This window comes from Gelidibacter japonicus (assembly GCF_010725055.1).
Taxonomy (GTDB): Bacteria; Bacteroidota; Bacteroidia; order Flavobacteriales; family Flavobacteriaceae; genus Gelidibacter; species Gelidibacter japonicus.
This window is the reverse complement of record NZ_BJKB01000012.1, coordinates 136,458-153,612: the sequence shown is the minus strand read 5'-3', so window position 1 is coordinate 153,612 and position 17,155 is coordinate 136,458. Positions and strand designations below refer to the sequence as shown.

Here is a 17,155-nt window from a genome sequence, read left to right as displayed (position 1 = left end):
ACCATATAAGCCAACTTTTTCAATTTTTTATTGACGCTATTTTAACCTAGTATATTAAACTATCATACAAAGTTAAACTTAACCAAAAAGAAAATCGTCTAAAAATTACTTTTTAGACGACCTCTTTCACTTTTGACCTCAATTCGGTGATCGTCACCCACAAAACCTGGGATGGAATTGATGGATACTTTTATCTTTTCAGGACCCACCGAAGCCAAAGCAGCAGCCACCGATACATTGACGTGGGTTGGAAAAAGGGCAATAGCACCTATGGCATCACCATTAAAAACCTCACGCTTTTCGGTTTGAAGTACCTCGTCATAAACCGAAGTTCGTTTTAGCGAGTTAGGACTTTTCTCGGTCGTAAAGGTCACTTCACTCTCTTCCATAAGCGCAACGGTTCGCATGACATCAAAACCACCAATAGCACCAGATGCCAAATGGACTCGGGTGCCATTTTCGAAAGCCGTTTTTTCCACGTCTTTATAAAACTCAGCATCGGCAAGTGCACCAATGGACAAGGTCACGATGTTAGATCCGTTTTTTAGGGCAGGCAAGGCCAATTCCTTAAAACCGGTTGGAGAAGCCGTTTCCACGATATAATCAGGTTTGAGTTGTAACAGTTCTTGAATACTATGGCACGGAGTACAGGTGTATCCCGAATTTGAAGTGTTGATGATTTTGGCAATCTCCTCGGCGCTTTCAAAAGTTCTGGAGTAGGTACCAATCAGTTTATAATTTGGCAATAAGTCTTTCAACAAAGCTTCCACAACAATATGGGCCAGTTTTCCGCATCCAGCAATGGCAAGTGTGTATGATTTCATGTGTTAAATCTAAATGTTTTTGAATGGTCACATGCAATTCGCAGTGGCCCATGCGCATGCTTAATAAAGTTTTTAGCATGCTCATTTCATGTGAGCAAATTTAAGGAATATTTTGGGGATGGGAATTTCAACACATCAAACCCGTTTGAGCCTACTATGTTAAAATTCCAAAAACCCTAAAACTCAGTGCATCCAAGATCAAGTTATCCAATATTGGCACCGATGGTCACTATACAAATTTACTTTCTGAAGACGATCTCATTAGTAGGTTTAAGTAAACAGATTTCGAAGAAACCCAGCTCTATCGAATAATAGGCTCCTATTTGGCGTCCGCCATTACAATTAGAGTGACCTTAAGGCATCACTAAATAATGCATAGCTTATGTAGGAGACACATACGGTATACATACGCTATACCTATGAATTAATTAGCAGATTATCACTATATTAGAGATGTTCTTAAATTTAGAAATTATGGCGCGTCAAAAAGGTATTATTAAATTGTCGGGAACTATAGGAGACATTAACTTTTATGTAGCAAAGGGGAAAGGTTACGCTCGTAAGGCCGGTGGCGGTTTTAACTCGAAGTCTATAAAAACAAAAGACAGTATGCAACGGGTGCGTGAAAATGGTTCCGAATTTGGTCATTGCAGTATGGTAAAGCGGAAGCTTCTTGAAGCTTTTAAACCCTATGTTTTAAAAAGAGAACGGGGTTTCCACGGAAAATGCATGGGTCTCTTACTAAAATTGAAGGGTTTGGATTCAGTTTCAAAGCGCGGAGCCCGGAACGTCTTGGGAGGTTTACAAACCTTGGAAGGTCAACGACAATTTCGGAATTTTCCTTTTGGAAAACCAATGAAATTTCTGGATGCTATAGCGTATCAATGGCATTTTGAGACGATTAGTCAGCGTTTGACGTTGCCTTCTTTTATCCGTTCAGACTATGATGAATTAATGAGCGTGAACGACATAAAAATAGGTCTTTTTATGATCGATTTTGATTTTGAAGCACTGGAGTTTCAAAAACAATTATTGGATCATAAAACGATTTCAATACAGGAAAAAAATCCTTCGCAGACTTTGTCACCAGCTTCGGCCATGCCCATAAGCCATACGGCTATTTTTTATGTGGGACTTGAACTCGTAAGTGAGATTGCGGGTAAAGGGAGTGTTTTAGGGATGCGGGTTGTTTGATAGTTAGAGATATTTAAATCCTAATTATCCTGCAGTTATAATATAACTCATTTACTGTATCAAAAGTTAACCTACACGCAATTTTGCACTTTCTTTCCAGAGATAGTGAGGAATGGGTTCATGAAGCTCCCATTTTACGGACATTGGTTTTGAACCTTCGTGTTCCACATATCTTGCAGGGCCAATGAACACATAACCCTGCGTAAAGCCATCTGCATCGCGATTGCTTTCGCGAACAAACAATAAAATAGTTTTATTGTCTTTTTCTTGATTAATGTAGGAGAGACCTTTCGGACTTTCGGACGAAGTCTGATTTTGAGACTGCCAATGAAAAAGAGTTTCGTTGATGGCATAATCATCGTACATGGTAGTTGGTGAAAAATCTTCCTCCGATTTATGTAGGTTGATAAACAAGGCTTCTGTATTGGTTTCTTTATTCAAAGCGGCTCCTTCGCGATTCGGGGTTTTCTTGTCTATGGTGCTCAATCCCATAGCAACTAAAATTTGATCACGAGTATATCTTGAATGAATTTGTAAGGGAAAAAGCGAACCATCATCCAACGTGAATGGAATTTCTTCAAAGCCAATTTTATCAATTTTTATCGATAAAAAAGATTTCAACTCATTAACCATCTCTTTGTTTTTACCAATCCTTTTTAAACCTTCTTTTAAAGACAATTCTGAGATCGCATCTTTATAAAAATCGTAATACAACATCAAAGCCATTGTTTCATTCTGTTTTGAAGTCGGTAACGAATCTAACTCAAAATCGGCATTGATTAAGTGTAGAAGGAACTTAAAATAAGTCAAAGATTCTGTCACCATCCATTTTTTACCCATCATTGATTTGAAGTTATCAAAATAAAGAGTGTCAAATTTCTTATTAAAAGCTTCAGAATATAGAGAGTTAAATGTGTGGTGTTTGTAAATATGTTTTAGTTCGAGATTGTAAATATGTAGAAAGTTTTCAAGGTTTAAAGGAAGATGGGTGTGGTTTCCATAGTTTTCCAATAAGTTGATCAACTTCCGTTTATTCATATCAGTTGCCTGACGTATATTTTCTAAAATATGTTCCTTTGCTTGTTTCTCCAAGACAATGGCGCTGCCGAGTGGTAGATTGGGAAAGTCCTTTTCTATTTCATTTTGGACAGTGGTATTAGTTTTACCAATTAAAGCACGAAATTTATTCTCATAATCATATTCCTTTCTTGCGTGACCCACAAAATCCAGTACAGTGAGTACATCCTTTCCTTGGTGGAGTCGAAGACCTCGGCCTAACTGCTGTAAAAAGATGGTCAAACTTTCTGTTGGTCTTAAAAATAAAACCGTATCAATTTCTGGGATATCAATGCCTTCATTAAAAATATCAACAACAAAAAGATAATTGATTTCCTTTGATTTGAATTTATGAATAATATCAACCCGATCTCTGGTATTTTCCGAAGTCAGGCACTCGGATTTTAGACCTGCCTCCGAAAATTTCTGCTGCATATATTTTGCGTGGAGGATACTTGCACAAAATCCAATGGCACTCACAGAGTTTATGTCTTTTGTGTAATTTTTTAAGTTGCGTATAATATCTCCTACACGAATGTCATTTGCCGTTAGCAAGTGCGTCAATTCACTTATATCATATCTTCCGTTATTCCACTTAACTCTTGAATAATCCACTGAATCTGAAATTCCAAAATATTGAAAAGGGCACAAAAGCTTGTTGTTTAACGCATCTGGTAATCGAATTTCCGCCGCTGTTCGAAAATTGAAATCTTTTAAAATGCTCTTTCCATCCATTCGTTCCGGAGTAGCCGTTAATCCTAATAGCACTTTTGGGCGATAATAATTAATGATTTTTTGATACGAATCGGCCGCCGCGTGATGAACTTCGTCTAAAATTATATAATCATAATATTCAGGTGAGGAAAATGAATTTAGTTGGTTGGCCAAAGTTTGAATGGTAGCAAATACGGCATTCTTTTGTGTGGGAACGTAACTATCACCAAATAACTCTCCAAAATTTTGATCTTTTAGAACATTTCGAAACGTATGAAGCGATTGCCGTAGAATTTCAATCCGATGTGCAATAAAAAGAAATTTCGTTCTCGGATTTTCCTGTTTATAAGCGCTGAAATCAAAAGCAGAAATCATTGTTTTTCCTGTTCCTGTTGCAGCTACAATTAAATTTTTCCAGGAATCATGAACGTTTCGTTCAACCTTTAATTTTTCCAAAATCTCAGATTGGAAATGGTAAGGTTTTAGATCGAAAAAGTTCACGATTTCTTCTGTTCTCTTCCCAAATTGACTTTGCAAAAGGATTTTTCCGAGATTATCAAATTGACTGGAATCATACAGTTCAAATTCTGGATCATTCCAATAGCTTTCAAAGGTTTTTTGAAACTTATCGATAATATGAGGTATCTCCTTGGTGGTCACTTTTACATTCCATTCCAATCCATCAGTTAATGCAGAGCGAGAAAAATTGGAAGAGCCAATATAACCTGTGTGGTATCCGGTATTGCGGTAAAAAAGATAAGCTTTGGCGTGAAGCCTTTCATTTGAATTGTTGTAGGAAACTTTTACCTGCGTATTGGGCAGATGGCTTAAAAAATCAATAGCTTTTGCATCCGATGCTCCCATATAGGTGGTAGTAATAACTCTTAATTTTCCTCCACGAGCCGTAAATTCCTGAAAAGCCTCTTGTAAAATAACAATAGCTTTCCATTTAATAAACGAAACTAATAAGTTAATTCGATCTGCAGAACGAATTTCCTTCTTAAGTTCAGAGTCAAGAGAAACCCCTTGATTGCCTCCTACGAAAAGCTCGCTTTGGACAAGACGAGTAGCAGGCATTATTTCTTTTAATTGCAAAGAGACATCTTTATAATCCGAATTTAATTTATCCAAAATGCCCTCAAGAATAAAACCTCCATCTGCGATAAGGTCTTCTGAAAATTCATAATCAGAAATATTTTCTGATAAATAGCTTAAGAGTTTATTCGTAATCTCAATCTGACGTGAAACAAATTTTTTCTTATCGGCTTTGATCAGATTTAAAGCATTTTTTAAAGCCTTAGTAAAATGTATTGTCAGAAAATGAATAGCCTCCTCTTTATCCAATTGTTTGTCATCAGCTACAAAAAATTGATTTCGATCTAAGGAAGACAACCTTTCTTTTATCGTTTCTGTGATCAGACTTTCGTAAACTCCCTCAACCATTACATTTTATTTATTTCTGTTATTAATTTTTTCACCACTGGGACATCCGCCGCCGCCCAGTCATACTTCTTGAGATTCTCAATCTTTTCCCAGCGGATTTCCCGATGCTCACGCTTTATAAAGTCTTTAGAAGAGGAATCACAGATATACGGATAGAGTGTTATGGAAAAGCTTTTATAATGATAGACTACAGGGTCTAAGGCTTCCCCAACTTCAATCTCCATAGCTAATTCCTCATTTATTTCGCGCTGTAGGGCCATTTTTTTTTCCTCACTTTTCTCTACCTTTCCTCCAGGAAACTCCCACTTAAGAGGCAAAGTCATTTTGTCGCTGCGTTGAGCTATAAGAATTTCATCATCATTATAGATGATGGCACAAACGACGTGAAGCATTTTCATATTATTTGTATTTTATAACAACATTTTTTTATCACACCTGGTTTTTATTTGAAACTAAACCCCTTGCAACGTCAATAAATAATTTACAAGCTTTAGTAAATGAATATTTCTCGTCAGAATGTTTAACAGTTATGTTCTGTTTTACCATTTTAGAACCGACTAATCTTTTGATATTGAAGATCCTTTTGTCATGCCAGATATCTTTGTCATGCTATATGTTATTTTATAATGCCTACTATAGAAAAATCATATTCCGAAAACCCTCAACATCTCCAAACCAATGTTATTAATACCTTCTTTATCCATTTATCCATCAATCGGAAATATGCAAGTCGTTCCCATATCTTTCATTTTCAAATATACTCAATTTTCCAAGTGTTAAAAATTCACAAAATGACCGAAACTGCTTTCTTATACTTTTACTGGACAGCAAGCTATCTATGCAGTTATTATAAGTTTTGAATTAGTGTAATATATTCACCTCACCCAAAAACCCATCCAGCTCCTCCTCCGTTCCAAACTCATAATCGGCTTCAGCCTTATCCTGAAAGAACAGGATCAAATCCAAATGATTTTTAAAAACTCTAAAAGAGTTCCCTTCATAATTATAAATAAAGAACACTTGACTTAAATTTTTATTCGACACAAGCACCGTTTCATTGGTTCTTGATGACCTCAAGTATTCTGTATGAAGGCTCGTAAATGTATTCATAAGAAGTCAAATTTTACAGAAAGATACTATAAAAACCAGTCCGCTTTTCTTTTGATGCCAAATCCCCAGTAGTAATCACGAATCCTTTTACACTAGTATAAATCTGGATTTCCTGATACCCCACCGCTAAGTTGCACTGAAAGCGCTCGCATTTTGACCTTTGCGATTCTCTTATATATACTGTGTCATAGCCCTATCAACATTAGGTATCATCTATTTTCTGAAATGCTTTTCCGTAGATCATTTGGATAAAGCTTAATCCTATAGTAATACAGGCCAATAACAAATCCGTCTTTTGTAATTTTGCAAACTGTTATAAGCAAAATGCAAAAGAAAAAACGAAATCTTATCATTCTCATTTTAGGCCTGCTCTCAGCCCTTGGACCATTTTCGATTGACCTCTATTTACCAGGATTCCCAGAGATAGCGCGCGATCTAAACTCTACTACGGGACGCGTGGCGCTTTCTTTATCCAGTTATTTCATTGGTGTGAGCCTTGGACAAATGATCTATGGGCCCTTGCTGGATAGGTTTGGGAGACGGACCCCACTCTTGGTTGGGCTGTTTATCTATTTATTTGCATCTGTTTATATGGTCTATGTAACTTCCGTAGATTCCCTGATTCTCGCCCGATTTATACAAGCATTGGGGGGATGCGCCGGGATGGTGGCTGCCCGAGCTTTGGTCCGCGATCTCTTTCCGGTAACTGAGACCGCAAAAATATTCAGCCTGCTGATGTTGGTGATTGCTGTTTCGCCAATTGTTGCCCCTACTCTGGGTGGTTTCGCCACAGCCCATTGGGGCTGGCATTCCATATTTATAATTTTGGCGGTGCTCGTGGCACTTAATATTCTTCTCGTTTACTTCTGGCTTCCTTTAGGAGCACCACCTGACACAACGATGTCTTTAAAACCGAAACCAATCATGACCAAGTTTTGGAATGTATTTAAAACACCTCAATTTTATACGTACACCCTAACGGGATCTTTTGCCGCGAGCGGTCTATATGCTTATATTGCTGGTTCGCCTCACGTATTTATGGAACTTTACGGAGTTTCTGAAAAACAATACGGATGGATTTTTGGAATTATTGCCATGGGTTTGGTGACCGCCAGCCAGGTAAACACGTTTATGCTAAAAAAATACACAAGCCAACAAATTGTAAAAGTCACCCTGTTATGCCAAGTCGTGGCGGGGGCACTGTTATTTTTCGGCACCATATTTCACCTTATTGAAATGTATTCCATGATCGTTTTGGTGTTTCTATTCTTGAGCACCCAAGGTTTTGCCTTCCCAAACACTTCAGCCTTGTCATTAGCGCCTTTTGAAAAGAGTGCAGGAACGGCTTCTGCTCTTATGGGCGCGCTACAGTTAGGAATCGGTGCCATAATTACTGCCCTGGTCTCCACGCTTAGTAACGAAACACCGCTTCCCATGACAGGGATTATGTTTTTATGTGCTAGCGTTTCTGTAACCATACTCTATTGGGGCAACCGAAAGATTAAGACCTTAGAGCGGGTAAGCATTTCCTAATCGAATTTTTGGGTTGATCTATTTCAAAGGAGAGGCTTGAGGATTTTTTTATGAGTTCTTTTGAGTGAAGAAGTCAATTGCACCTATTCAGGTTGATCAGGTCAATGCTTTAATTTAAAAAAAGCGGGCGGAAAGCTCTACGCCCAATTCGAATGACCACATCCTATAATTTTTAGGTTGAACAATCACTTTTTGACGGGATTTAGATGTTAATAACTCGGATAAGAAACAATTTTTATGTGGAGATTAGGTTATAAAACGCTTCATTAAATTCTTCTCATGTAGCTCTTAAGTAACCCAATCATTTGTAATGAATTAGGCACATTTAAATCCCTTCCTGCATTTTAAAATAGCGAAAAACTATCCCACGAATAAGACAAACCCAAAACTGCCAAATTTTATCAACAAATTTCGCATCATACTATTTGGTAATCACATAGATTATCGTAAATTTGCAAACTCTTTTTAAGAGAGGAATGTTTAACTCGTCGCGTCTTTGGCGCGATCTATAAAAATTAATTAGTGTGAATACATTAAGCTACAAAACGATTTCAGCTAACAAAGCTACTGTTGATAAGCAGTGGGTTTTGGTTGATGCTGAAGGGCAAACACTAGGTCGTTTGGCTTCTAAGGTTGCAAAACTTTTAAGAGGCAAACACAAACCTAACTTCACACCACATGTTGATTGCGGAGATAACGTGATTGTTATCAACTCTGAAAAAATCAACTTAACAGGAAACAAGTGGAACGATAAAACGTACATTCGTCACACAGGATATCCAGGTGGTCAAAGAGTTTTAACTGCTACAGAACTATTCGGAAAGGATCCGGCTAGAGTAGTAGAAAAATCAGTAAAAGGGATGCTCCCTAAAAACAAATTAGGTGCAGATTTATTCCGTAACCTAACCGTTGTTGTTGGTACTGAGCACAAACATGCTGCTCAAAAGCCAAAAACAATTAACTTAAACGAATTCAATTAATGGAAGTAATTCACAAAATTGGCCGTAGAAAGACGGCTGTTGCTCGCGCGTATGTTGCCCCAGGAAAAGGGAACATCACAATTAATAAAAAGGACATGCCGGTCTACTTTCCAAGTGCTGCATTACAGTACAAAGTAAACCAACCTTTGGTCATGACTAACAATGATGGCAACTTTGATATTACAGTCAATGTATATGGAGGTGGTATTACCGGTCAAGCAGAAGCTATCCGTTTGGCATTATCCCGCGCAATGTGTGAGGTTGATGCTGAGAACAGAGGCATCTTGAAACCAGAAGGATTGTTGACAAGAGACCCAAGAATGGTTGAACGTAAGAAATTCGGTCAGAAGAAAGCACGTAAGAAATTCCAATTCTCTAAACGTTAAGAATTCCCAACTCGATTGGGAATCTCTCGTGGAGACTCTCAATCTTGTTGTTTACAAAACCTTTAAACCCGTGTTGGAATACTTCCAGCACAAAAAATTAACCCAGTTAATGTTGTCTATCACGTTACCGCGTGAGGATTTAGTTTAGCATCTAAATGGTAAAGGCGCTCCGCCCAAGTGGAAACCACTTTATCATTGCTAATTCAACAGAACGTAAACTATTACAAAATGGAAAGTATAGAAGTTAAAGAATTACTTGAAGCAGGTGTACACTTTGGTCACTTGACAAGAAAATGGGATCCAAACATGGCTCCTTACATTTATATGGAGCGTAATGGCATCCATATCATCAACCTTTACAAAACAGCGGCAAAAATTAAAGAATCGTCAGAGGCGCTTCATAAAATTGCTGCTTCAGGAAAGAAAATTTTATTTGTAGCTACAAAAAAACAAGCCAAAGACATCGTTGCTGAAAAAGCAGGTGCTGTAAGCATGCCTTACATTACTGAAAGATGGCCAGGCGGAATGTTGACCAACTTTGTGACGATCAGAAAAGCCGTTAAGAAAATGGCCTCTATTGATAGAATGAAAAAAGATGGTACATTCTTGACATTGTCTAAAAAAGAACGTTTACAAGTTGACCGTTTAAGAGCTAAGTTGGAGAAAAACTTAGGTTCAATTTCAGACATGACCCGCTTGCCAGGTGCTTTATTTGTAGTGGATATCAAACGTGAAAGCATTGCGATAAGAGAAGCTCAGAAGTTAAACATTCCAATCTTTGCAATGGTGGACACGAATTCTGATCCACGTCAAGTAGACTACGTTATTCCTGCAAATGATGATGCTTCAAAATCAATTGACAAAGTTTTAACGCTGATCACCTCTGCTATTGCCGACGGTTTGGCTGAACGTAAATCAGACAAAGTCGAAAAAGAGGACAAAGCTGAAAAAGCTGAGAAAAAAGAAAAGAAAGCCGCTGCAAAGAAGGTAGTAGCCGCTGACGAAGAAGAATAAACATATTTATATAACATCTAAAAGTCGTTTGTTTTTTTTCTTATCTGAAAATTAATTGAACGACTTTTTTAATAACATACACTTAGAAATTATGACAAAAATAACAGCTGCAGAAGTTAATAAACTTAGACAAACTACAGGTGCCGGAATGATGGATTGTAAAAAAGCTTTGGTTGAAGCTGAAGGCGATTTTGACAAAGCCATTAGCATATTGCGTAAAAAAGGTCAAAAAGTGGCCGATCAAAGAGCAGATAGAGATTCTACGGAAGGTGCTGCTGTGGCCAAAATAAATGATGACCACACCGTGGGTGTCGCCATTGTTGTTGGATGTGAAACGGATTTCGTGGGCAAAAACGACTCTTTTATCGCATTGGCCAATGAGATTGCAGACATTGCGATCAACTGCAACTCTAAAGAAGAGGTACTTGCTGCCGACTTTGGTGGAATGACTGTTGCCGACAAATTGATTGAGCAAACTGGGGTCATTGGCGAAAAAATCGACTTGAATGCTTTTGAGAAATTGGAAGCTCCTTACGTTGGTTCGTATGTCCACATTAACAAAATTGCTGCACTTGTTGGTTTTTCTGCGAAAGTTGATAATATTGAGGAATTAGCGAAAGATGTAGCAATGCAAGTAGCTTCAATGGGTGCTACAACATTATCTTACAAAGATTTTGATCCAGCATTCATCGCCGCTGAAACCGATGCGAGAATTGCCGTGATTGAAAAAGATAATGAAGAGCGCGCTCGTATGAACAAAGCGCCTAAAAATGTACCTAGTTACATTTCAATGGCTCAATTGACACCAGAAGTATTGGCAAAAGCTGAAGAGGATGCGAAAGCAGAATTGAAAGCTGAAGGGAAACCAGAACAAATTTGGGACCGAATCCTTCCTGGTAAAATGGAGCGTTTTATCTCTGACAATACCACATTGGATCAAGAAAAATGTTTATTGGACCAAACGTTCATTAAAGATGAAAAATCGAATGTTGCCAAATATGTCGCTTCCTATGGCGATGTTAAAGTAACCGATTTTAAACGTGTTTCTTTAGGATAATCGAATTCCTGCGCCTCCCTGTCAACAAACAGGAAAGCAGGAAACCTTTAGGTTCAGCGCAAGCTAATCTCATACTATATATAAAAGCCCCTACTTCTTACCAAAAGAGGCAGGGGCTTTTTTTATGCGTTACTATTGGCGCTTTATTGCTTCACAATTTTGATAGGCCAAGTTGCATTCCCATCTTTCAGTAGAACATGATATACGCCATTACTTAATATGGACAGATCGAGTTCTATCCGTTCTTGTGATAAATTAGACCGCTCCTTAACTAACTTCCCCAACATATTATATACAGAAATTTCCCGAAGTACTGTTTTAGATTCTATAATCAATGTATGACTTACTGGGTTTGGGAAGTATTTGAACGTATTTTGCAGGAGGGATTCTTTTAATGACAGGGTTTCATCACTAAATGAATATACAAAAGCATCAAAATCACCCTTGTTATTTAACTCAAGTGCCCCTTCCCCCGCTCCTAATGTAATAGTATCCACATAGAAACCACCAGTAACCAATATATGGTCTTGACGCGTCACCTCGATGCCTCTTCCAACTATTAAATTCTGCCCGCTAATTGGAATAGCACCACCAAAGCTACCATCTGCATTATACTTTAGTACAAACATATCAAACGACTGTTCTACACTTGTCATCACATGTTCATCATCGGTAAAATCAAAGTCCAAGACACCATCAAATTCACCAATAAAATAAATATCACCTTGCAAGTTCCTAGCACTTCCATAAATTTGAGACCAACTTGAATTTCCAATATGTTCAACCAAAATAAAATTACCATGGGTATCCAGTTTCCAAATAAAAATATTTGCCAAGCCATTTGAGGTCAATTCATGAACGTCATCACCAGGATCAAAATCTTGTGTGGCATAAAAGTAGCCTCCTATATAAACATTTTCAGCAGGATCAACTTCTATAGTATTTCCCCGTGTCAAATGAAAGCCATCGGTCTGTTTTGCCCAAACAAAATCGCCATCAGCGGTTAGCTTCAATACAAATATTTTGTCAAAAATCCCAGAATTTGGCAAGATAAAAGTACCTGGACCCGGATCGAAATCAGCAGTACCCCTTTTATAATATCCCGTCATATAAATGGCTCCACTCTGGCCAAGGGTCATAGATTCAACATAGTCTTCGCCAGTTCCTCCAAATTGTTTAACCCATATAAAATTTCCCTCTGGAGACAATTTAATTAAGAAGATGTCTGGGTTATCGGAACTGAAAGACGTCAATTCAGCAACATTGTCTGAATTGTCAAAATCTACCGTGCGTAAAAATCCACCAGTTATTAGTAAATCCCCATTGTGATCAATGACTATATCCTTTGCTTCGTCACGACCAAAAGATCCAAATGCCTGACCCCAAATTAAATTTCCATTGGCATCGAGTTTTAATACAAAGGCATCAAAATTGCCCGAACTGACAAGAGCTGTTGTTCCCGAATCCGTATCTAAAGTCATTGTCTTACTAAACAATCCCACCACATAGATTTCGCCTACATCATTTACCACAACTTTGCCGATATGAACTGAGCCTGAACAAGCCATTTGTTTCACCCAGATAAAATGACCTTCGGCATCTAACTTTAAAATAAAACCATCTCTTGTACCATATGAACTTAGCTCAACTATGTTTGAACTGTTATCGAAATCGACTTGACCGTTAAAATAACCAGCAATATAAATATGACCGTCTTCATCTGAGGTAATGGCATGACCGTAATCAAACCCCATACTTCCATAAGCATGTGCAAAATGGTTGTTTTGAGCCCATCCGTAATTGGCTAATAGCATGACAAGGAGCGTAAAGATAGTTTTCATAGTGATGTGATTTTATGTAATATATAGACATCGGGAATCAGTTAAAATGTCATCATTGTAAATGCCTTAAACCGATATCCACTGGTTTATTAGAATTAAAAAGCAAAGGCTCACTGAATACGCTAAAGACCTTTAATCTTGATAAATCTATAAACCTCAACAACTAAATTTATCTGACTTAACTCACCGAAGTGTAGCACTATTGTTTTCTCTGTTTTTGGTTCTGAGGCGCTCGGATAATGTCTTTTAATAGTCACATCAAAACCTAAAATCCTCCCTAAAATTCTTAAGAATTAATGGCTGCTTAGGTATCTTCAGCATACCACGCGAAAACAGCCTTAGAACAGCCTGGTGATTACAGACAATAATTACCTCCCCATAAATAAGATATCCTCTTAGAGACGCTCCAATTTGCTTAAAACGCAACTTGGTATCCACTTTCATTCGCTATGCGCGGTTAACATCAAGTAAACAAGGTAATGTTGCCTTCATGCGTGCTCATTTTCCGTAGTCATCGCTATAAAACAATGGCAGCGTCATATAACGAAAAAGTAACTTTGTTTTCTGTGCGACATAACCAAATTAAATCAGTATCACTAACAATTCCGAAACCGCCATAAAAAAAGCGTCCATCAAATTGATGGACGCTTTCGTTTAAATTAACAACAGCTTAACGTTGTTGTTTCTTGAACTATATGCTTAGAATGAATACTTAACGCCTACTTGAAGCTTCCAAGTTTCACCATAGAAATAGTTGTAATCAAATGAATCAGTGATATAGTCACCACCAGATTTTGCAAATGAATACGAAGGGACGTTATTGGCATCCTTTCCTTCATACTTCAAGATTTGGCCTCTGTTTGCGATATTGTTTCTTTGACTAACACCCCATTCTGAATTAATAAGGTTACCTACATTCAAGAAATCCAAACTAAATTGTAAGGTGTTTCTAGTACCTGCCACGTTAAAATAATACTCACGTGTTAATCTTAAGTCAAAATTATGAACCCATGGGCTACGTACAGCATTTGCTTCTGCATATTTACCTTTGTTCTTTTTAAGGTATTTATCCTGTGCCATAAAATTAAAGAAGGCATCCTCATCAGCAGCACTGACAAATTGAATATCTCCTCTGCCTTTAGGAATATAAATTAAATCTGTATTATTTCGATCGCCATTCATATCATTTGAATAGGTATAGCTATATCCGTTAGAGGAAGAACCTGAATAGAACACATTAATAAAAGTAGCCGATTCCAATAAGTTGTTAGACCAAGGAAGTTTATACCCCGCTGATCCAATGACTCTACTTGGCACAACATACTGTGAACGTTGAAGTTCTGGTAAGTGTGGTCCGTTAACGCCAATCAATCCACCGTAAGCAGATCCGGCATTACTACCAGGCATGCCAGTAATTTCCTGTGACTCGGTATAGGTATAAGCAGCCATTAATCGTAAATCTTCTACAGGTTCTGCGTTAATTGTAATATTACCGATAGCACCCCATCCTTCGCTGGTGTTTGTTAAAACATAAGCATTTCTACCATTATAGGTCAAATCACTTCTATCAGGATAAATATATCTGTTGTCAGGTCCTGAGAAACGTTCCCATGTATCATCCACGTCTTTATAGTCGTAGTTTTTAAGCATGACACCATTAATGTTTTTTGTGTAGATTCCTTCCAATGTCACTGACAATGGGAAAGAAACAGGAATATCATAATCAAATGCTAAAGATGTTTTCCAAACTTGTGGCATTTTGAAATCCGGATCTACACCGTTAACTTCACCTGGTAACTCTCCATCTTCTGGTCTAATAGTACTTGGCAGACCCAATCTTTGAATCATTTCATCCACATCAGTAATCATTGGTCCAGCTAATCTATCTAAAACAGCCAAATCAGAACCGGCTGTATTTACTGTACCATCAGTGTTATATCTCGTAACGGCAGCATAACTTCCTTGAACCATTCCTGAGTTGGTTGGCATATTGGTGAAGAATACCAATGGCAATCTTCCTGAGAAGATACCAGTTCCACCACGAAGTTTCATACTTTGGTCACCTTTGATATCCCACGAGAATCCAACTCTTGGAGACACTTGTACGTTAGCATCTGGCCATTTGCCGGTATCCACTCGTTTTCCACCAAAATCCAAGTCATAGATGGCGTTGTTTCTTAGGATATTGTCCTCATATTTCAAATAATCAGCACGGATACCGTAAGATAATTTGAAATTTGCATTCACATCCCAGTCATCCTGAAGATATAGTCCAAACTGATTGAAAGCAACCTCAGCGGTTGGATTTTTCTCACCATCGTAACCATAAGTCAAAGCAAAATCAGTAGGAGCGGCTTGATTAAGGAAGTCTTCAACACTGGCATAACGATAGTACCCTGTACCATTTCTCATATAAGAGTTATTTGCCAATTGGTGCTCATAACTAAAGCCTCCCGTTATTTTATGATTGTCTAAATAATAGGTCAAATTATCAATAATCGTGAATGTATCATTGTTTACCGCATTATTCCAAGTGAATAACTCATAACCAGCAGACATATAAGGTTCTTGACTTTGTGTTCCATCTGGATTAGTACCATTCAATATATCAATGAATGGGAAAGGAGATGAATTGGTTCCACGTGCATCTTCTATTTTTGAAGATGTGATAAGTAACTGATTTGAAAGTTTATCTGAAATTCTACTATTTAAATCCAAAGACAATGAATTCACAATATTATCCATGGAATAGGTAGAATTTGAAAATGCCATAGAGTGTTCTGAAATACGATCCATGGCTCTGTTACGGAAACCTGCATTATTTGAGTTGCCGTTGGTAGCATTCCACCCTTGATTTTTAGCGTAGTTATAGCGTACGCTCAATTTGTTGGTAGAGTTGATATTCCAGTCCAAACGCACAAGGAATTTTTTATTGCTCTCATCGGAAGGATAGTTAGTGTACGATCCTGGATTATACCCGTAATTGGTAATTAAATGTTGCTTTACGCGTTCCATATCAGCAATACTGGTACGGGAAAGTGACAAATCAAGGTCGGCTACACCATCTTCAGATGGTCTCCAGCTTACAACCTGTCCTGGACGTACTTCTTTTTCGGCATTCACAAAAAAGAACAACTTGTTTTTAATGATCGGACCACCTAAAGTCAACCCATATATTGTTTTTGACTCATCGTCACGATCACCAAACTGAACATCACCGATTCGGTTACCTCTCATGTCTTGGTTGTTATAATAGGTATAGGCAGAACCTTTAAATTTGTTGGTTCCTGATTTAGTAATCGCATTGATACCACCACCAATAAAATTAGTTTGGCGCACATCAAATGGCGCAACGACTACTTGAACTTCTTCAATAGCGTCCAATGAGATTGGACTTCCACCAGCTGGCAGGCTAGAACTCAATCCAAAGTTGTTGTTAAAGTTGGCACCATCTACCGTAAAATTAGTAGAACGACCGTCGCCACCAGCAATACTCATCCCATTTGAATAAGGAGAAAGCTTAGTGATATCAGTAATACTTCTGTTAATGGTTGGCATTGCAGACAACTGTGCATTGGAGATGTTGGTTACTGCGCCAGTCTTCTCTGTTGAAAACTTTGTTCTTTTAGCAGAAATAACCACTTGGCTTAAAGTCACGCTCTCTTCACTTAAAACAACATCATGAATGTAACTAGCGCCCAATTGAAGAACAATATCCGTTCTTGTGCTTGTGCCATATCCAATAAAAGATACCTCTACAGTGTAAGGTCCACCAACACGCATACCTTGCAAGTTGTAACGACCTTCATCATTAGTAATTGTACCATACTTAGTACCTGAAGGCACATGGATGGCAACAACTGTTGCTCCCATGACAGGACCTCCATCATCAGTAACTCGACCACTCATACTGGACGAAGTTACTTGAGCCGTCATGACCGTAGTACAAACTAACGCTACAGCCATCATTAAGAATTGAGTAAGTTTTTTCATTTTTAATGTT

Annotated in this window: 12 protein-coding genes; 6 read left to right on the top strand and 6 right to left on the bottom strand. The window is 37.9% G+C overall.

The window, feature by feature from the left end:
• Window positions 1-98 precede the first annotated feature (98 nt).
• A complete protein-coding gene (locus G6N06_RS13280) occupies window positions 99-824 on the bottom strand; it encodes an aspartate dehydrogenase domain-containing protein (protein WP_163517242.1) in 726 nt (241 codons plus the stop codon).
• 474 nt (window positions 825-1,298) lie between these two features.
• Here G6N06_RS13280 and G6N06_RS13275 point away from each other — a divergent pair, with 474 nt between their 5' ends.
• Complete coding sequence (locus G6N06_RS13275; protein ID WP_163517241.1) at window positions 1,299-2,018, top strand: hypothetical protein; 720 nt, start codon at window positions 1,299-1,301, stop codon at window positions 2,016-2,018.
• A gap of 66 nt (window positions 2,019-2,084) precedes the next feature.
• Here the strand turns inward: G6N06_RS13275 and G6N06_RS13270 are convergent, their stop codons facing one another.
• The 3 genes from G6N06_RS13270 to G6N06_RS13260 all read right to left on the bottom strand — a co-directional run bounded on the left by G6N06_RS13270 (window position 2,085) and on the right by G6N06_RS13260 (window position 6,341).
• The gene (locus tag G6N06_RS13270) at window positions 2,085-5,231 is read right to left on the bottom strand and encodes a DUF3427 domain-containing protein (RefSeq protein ID WP_163517240.1); all 3,147 of its coding nucleotides are present in this window, start codon (window positions 5,229-5,231) and stop codon (window positions 2,085-2,087) included.
• Complete coding sequence (locus G6N06_RS13265) at window positions 5,231-5,629, bottom strand: (deoxy)nucleoside triphosphate pyrophosphohydrolase (RefSeq protein WP_205334772.1); 399 nt, start codon at window positions 5,627-5,629, stop codon at window positions 5,231-5,233. The genes G6N06_RS13270 and G6N06_RS13265 overlap by 1 nt, the downstream gene beginning before the upstream one ends.
• A 463-nt stretch (window positions 5,630-6,092) precedes the next feature.
• Window positions 6,093-6,341, bottom strand: a complete 249-nt coding sequence (locus G6N06_RS13260) for a hypothetical protein (protein ID WP_163517239.1) — start codon at window positions 6,339-6,341, stop codon at window positions 6,093-6,095.
• 324 nt (window positions 6,342-6,665) lie between these two features.
• Between G6N06_RS13260 and G6N06_RS13255 the strand changes: the two genes are divergently transcribed.
• The 5 genes from G6N06_RS13255 (at window position 6,666) to tsf (ending at window position 11,311) form a co-directional block, all read left to right on the top strand.
• Entirely contained in the window at window positions 6,666-7,874 is a 1,209-nt protein-coding gene (locus tag G6N06_RS13255; RefSeq protein ID WP_163517238.1) for a Bcr/CflA family multidrug efflux MFS transporter, read from the top strand.
• A 524-nt stretch (window positions 7,875-8,398) separates the two neighbouring features.
• On the top strand, window positions 8,399-8,854 hold the full coding sequence (rplM, locus tag G6N06_RS13250) for a 50S ribosomal protein L13 (RefSeq protein WP_163517237.1): 456 nt from the start codon (window positions 8,399-8,401) through the stop codon (window positions 8,852-8,854).
• Window positions 8,854-9,240, top strand: a complete 387-nt coding sequence (rpsI, locus tag G6N06_RS13245; RefSeq protein WP_163517236.1) for a 30S ribosomal protein S9 — start codon at window positions 8,854-8,856, stop codon at window positions 9,238-9,240. Before rplM ends, rpsI begins: the two co-directional genes overlap by 1 nt.
• Before the next feature lie 228 nt (window positions 9,241-9,468).
• The gene (rpsB, locus tag G6N06_RS13240) at window positions 9,469-10,254 is read left to right on the top strand and encodes a 30S ribosomal protein S2 (protein ID WP_163517235.1); all 786 of its coding nucleotides are present in this window, start codon (window positions 9,469-9,471) and stop codon (window positions 10,252-10,254) included.
• A 91-nt stretch (window positions 10,255-10,345) separates the two neighbouring features.
• On the top strand, window positions 10,346-11,311 hold the full coding sequence (gene tsf, locus G6N06_RS13235; RefSeq protein ID WP_163517234.1) for a translation elongation factor Ts: 966 nt from the start codon (window positions 10,346-10,348) through the stop codon (window positions 11,309-11,311).
• Between the two features lie 143 nt (window positions 11,312-11,454).
• Here the strand turns inward: tsf and G6N06_RS13230 are convergent, their stop codons facing one another.
• Both G6N06_RS13230 and G6N06_RS13225 read right to left on the bottom strand, forming a co-directional pair.
• Entirely contained in the window at window positions 11,455-13,152 is a 1,698-nt protein-coding gene (locus tag G6N06_RS13230) for a T9SS type A sorting domain-containing protein (RefSeq protein WP_163517233.1), read from the bottom strand.
• 699 nt (window positions 13,153-13,851) lie between these two features.
• The gene (locus G6N06_RS13225; RefSeq protein ID WP_163517232.1) at window positions 13,852-17,145 is read right to left on the bottom strand and encodes a TonB-dependent receptor; all 3,294 of its coding nucleotides are present in this window, start codon (window positions 17,143-17,145) and stop codon (window positions 13,852-13,854) included.
• Window positions 17,146-17,155 lie beyond the last annotated feature (10 nt).

Bases quoted from the DNA above. Each gene is read 5' to 3' on its own strand.
- G6N06_RS13275 (WP_163517241.1), top strand. From the start codon at position 1,299: ATGGCGCGTCAAAAAGGTATTATTAAATTGTCGGGAACTATAGGAGAC.
- G6N06_RS13225 (WP_163517232.1), bottom strand. From the start codon at position 17,145: ATGAAAAAACTTACTCAATTCTTAATGATGGCTGTAGCGTTAGTTTGT.
- G6N06_RS13270 (WP_163517240.1), bottom strand. From the start codon at position 5,231: ATGGTTGAGGGAGTTTACGAAAGTCTGATCACAGAAACGATAAAAGAA.
- tsf (WP_163517234.1), top strand. From the start codon at position 10,346: ATGACAAAAATAACAGCTGCAGAAGTTAATAAACTTAGACAAACTACA.
- G6N06_RS13265 (WP_205334772.1), bottom strand. From the start codon at position 5,629: ATGAAAATGCTTCACGTCGTTTGTGCCATCATCTATAATGATGATGAA.
- G6N06_RS13230 (WP_163517233.1), bottom strand. From the start codon at position 13,152: ATGAAAACTATCTTTACGCTCCTTGTCATGCTATTAGCCAATTACGGA.
- G6N06_RS13255 (WP_163517238.1), top strand. From the start codon at position 6,666: ATGCAAAAGAAAAAACGAAATCTTATCATTCTCATTTTAGGCCTGCTC.
- rpsB (WP_163517235.1), top strand. From the start codon at position 9,469: ATGGAAAGTATAGAAGTTAAAGAATTACTTGAAGCAGGTGTACACTTT.
- rpsI (WP_163517236.1), top strand. From the start codon at position 8,854: ATGGAAGTAATTCACAAAATTGGCCGTAGAAAGACGGCTGTTGCTCGC.
- G6N06_RS13280 (WP_163517242.1), bottom strand. From the start codon at position 824: ATGAAATCATACACACTTGCCATTGCTGGATGCGGAAAACTGGCCCAT.
- G6N06_RS13260 (WP_163517239.1), bottom strand. From the start codon at position 6,341: ATGAATACATTTACGAGCCTTCATACAGAATACTTGAGGTCATCAAGA.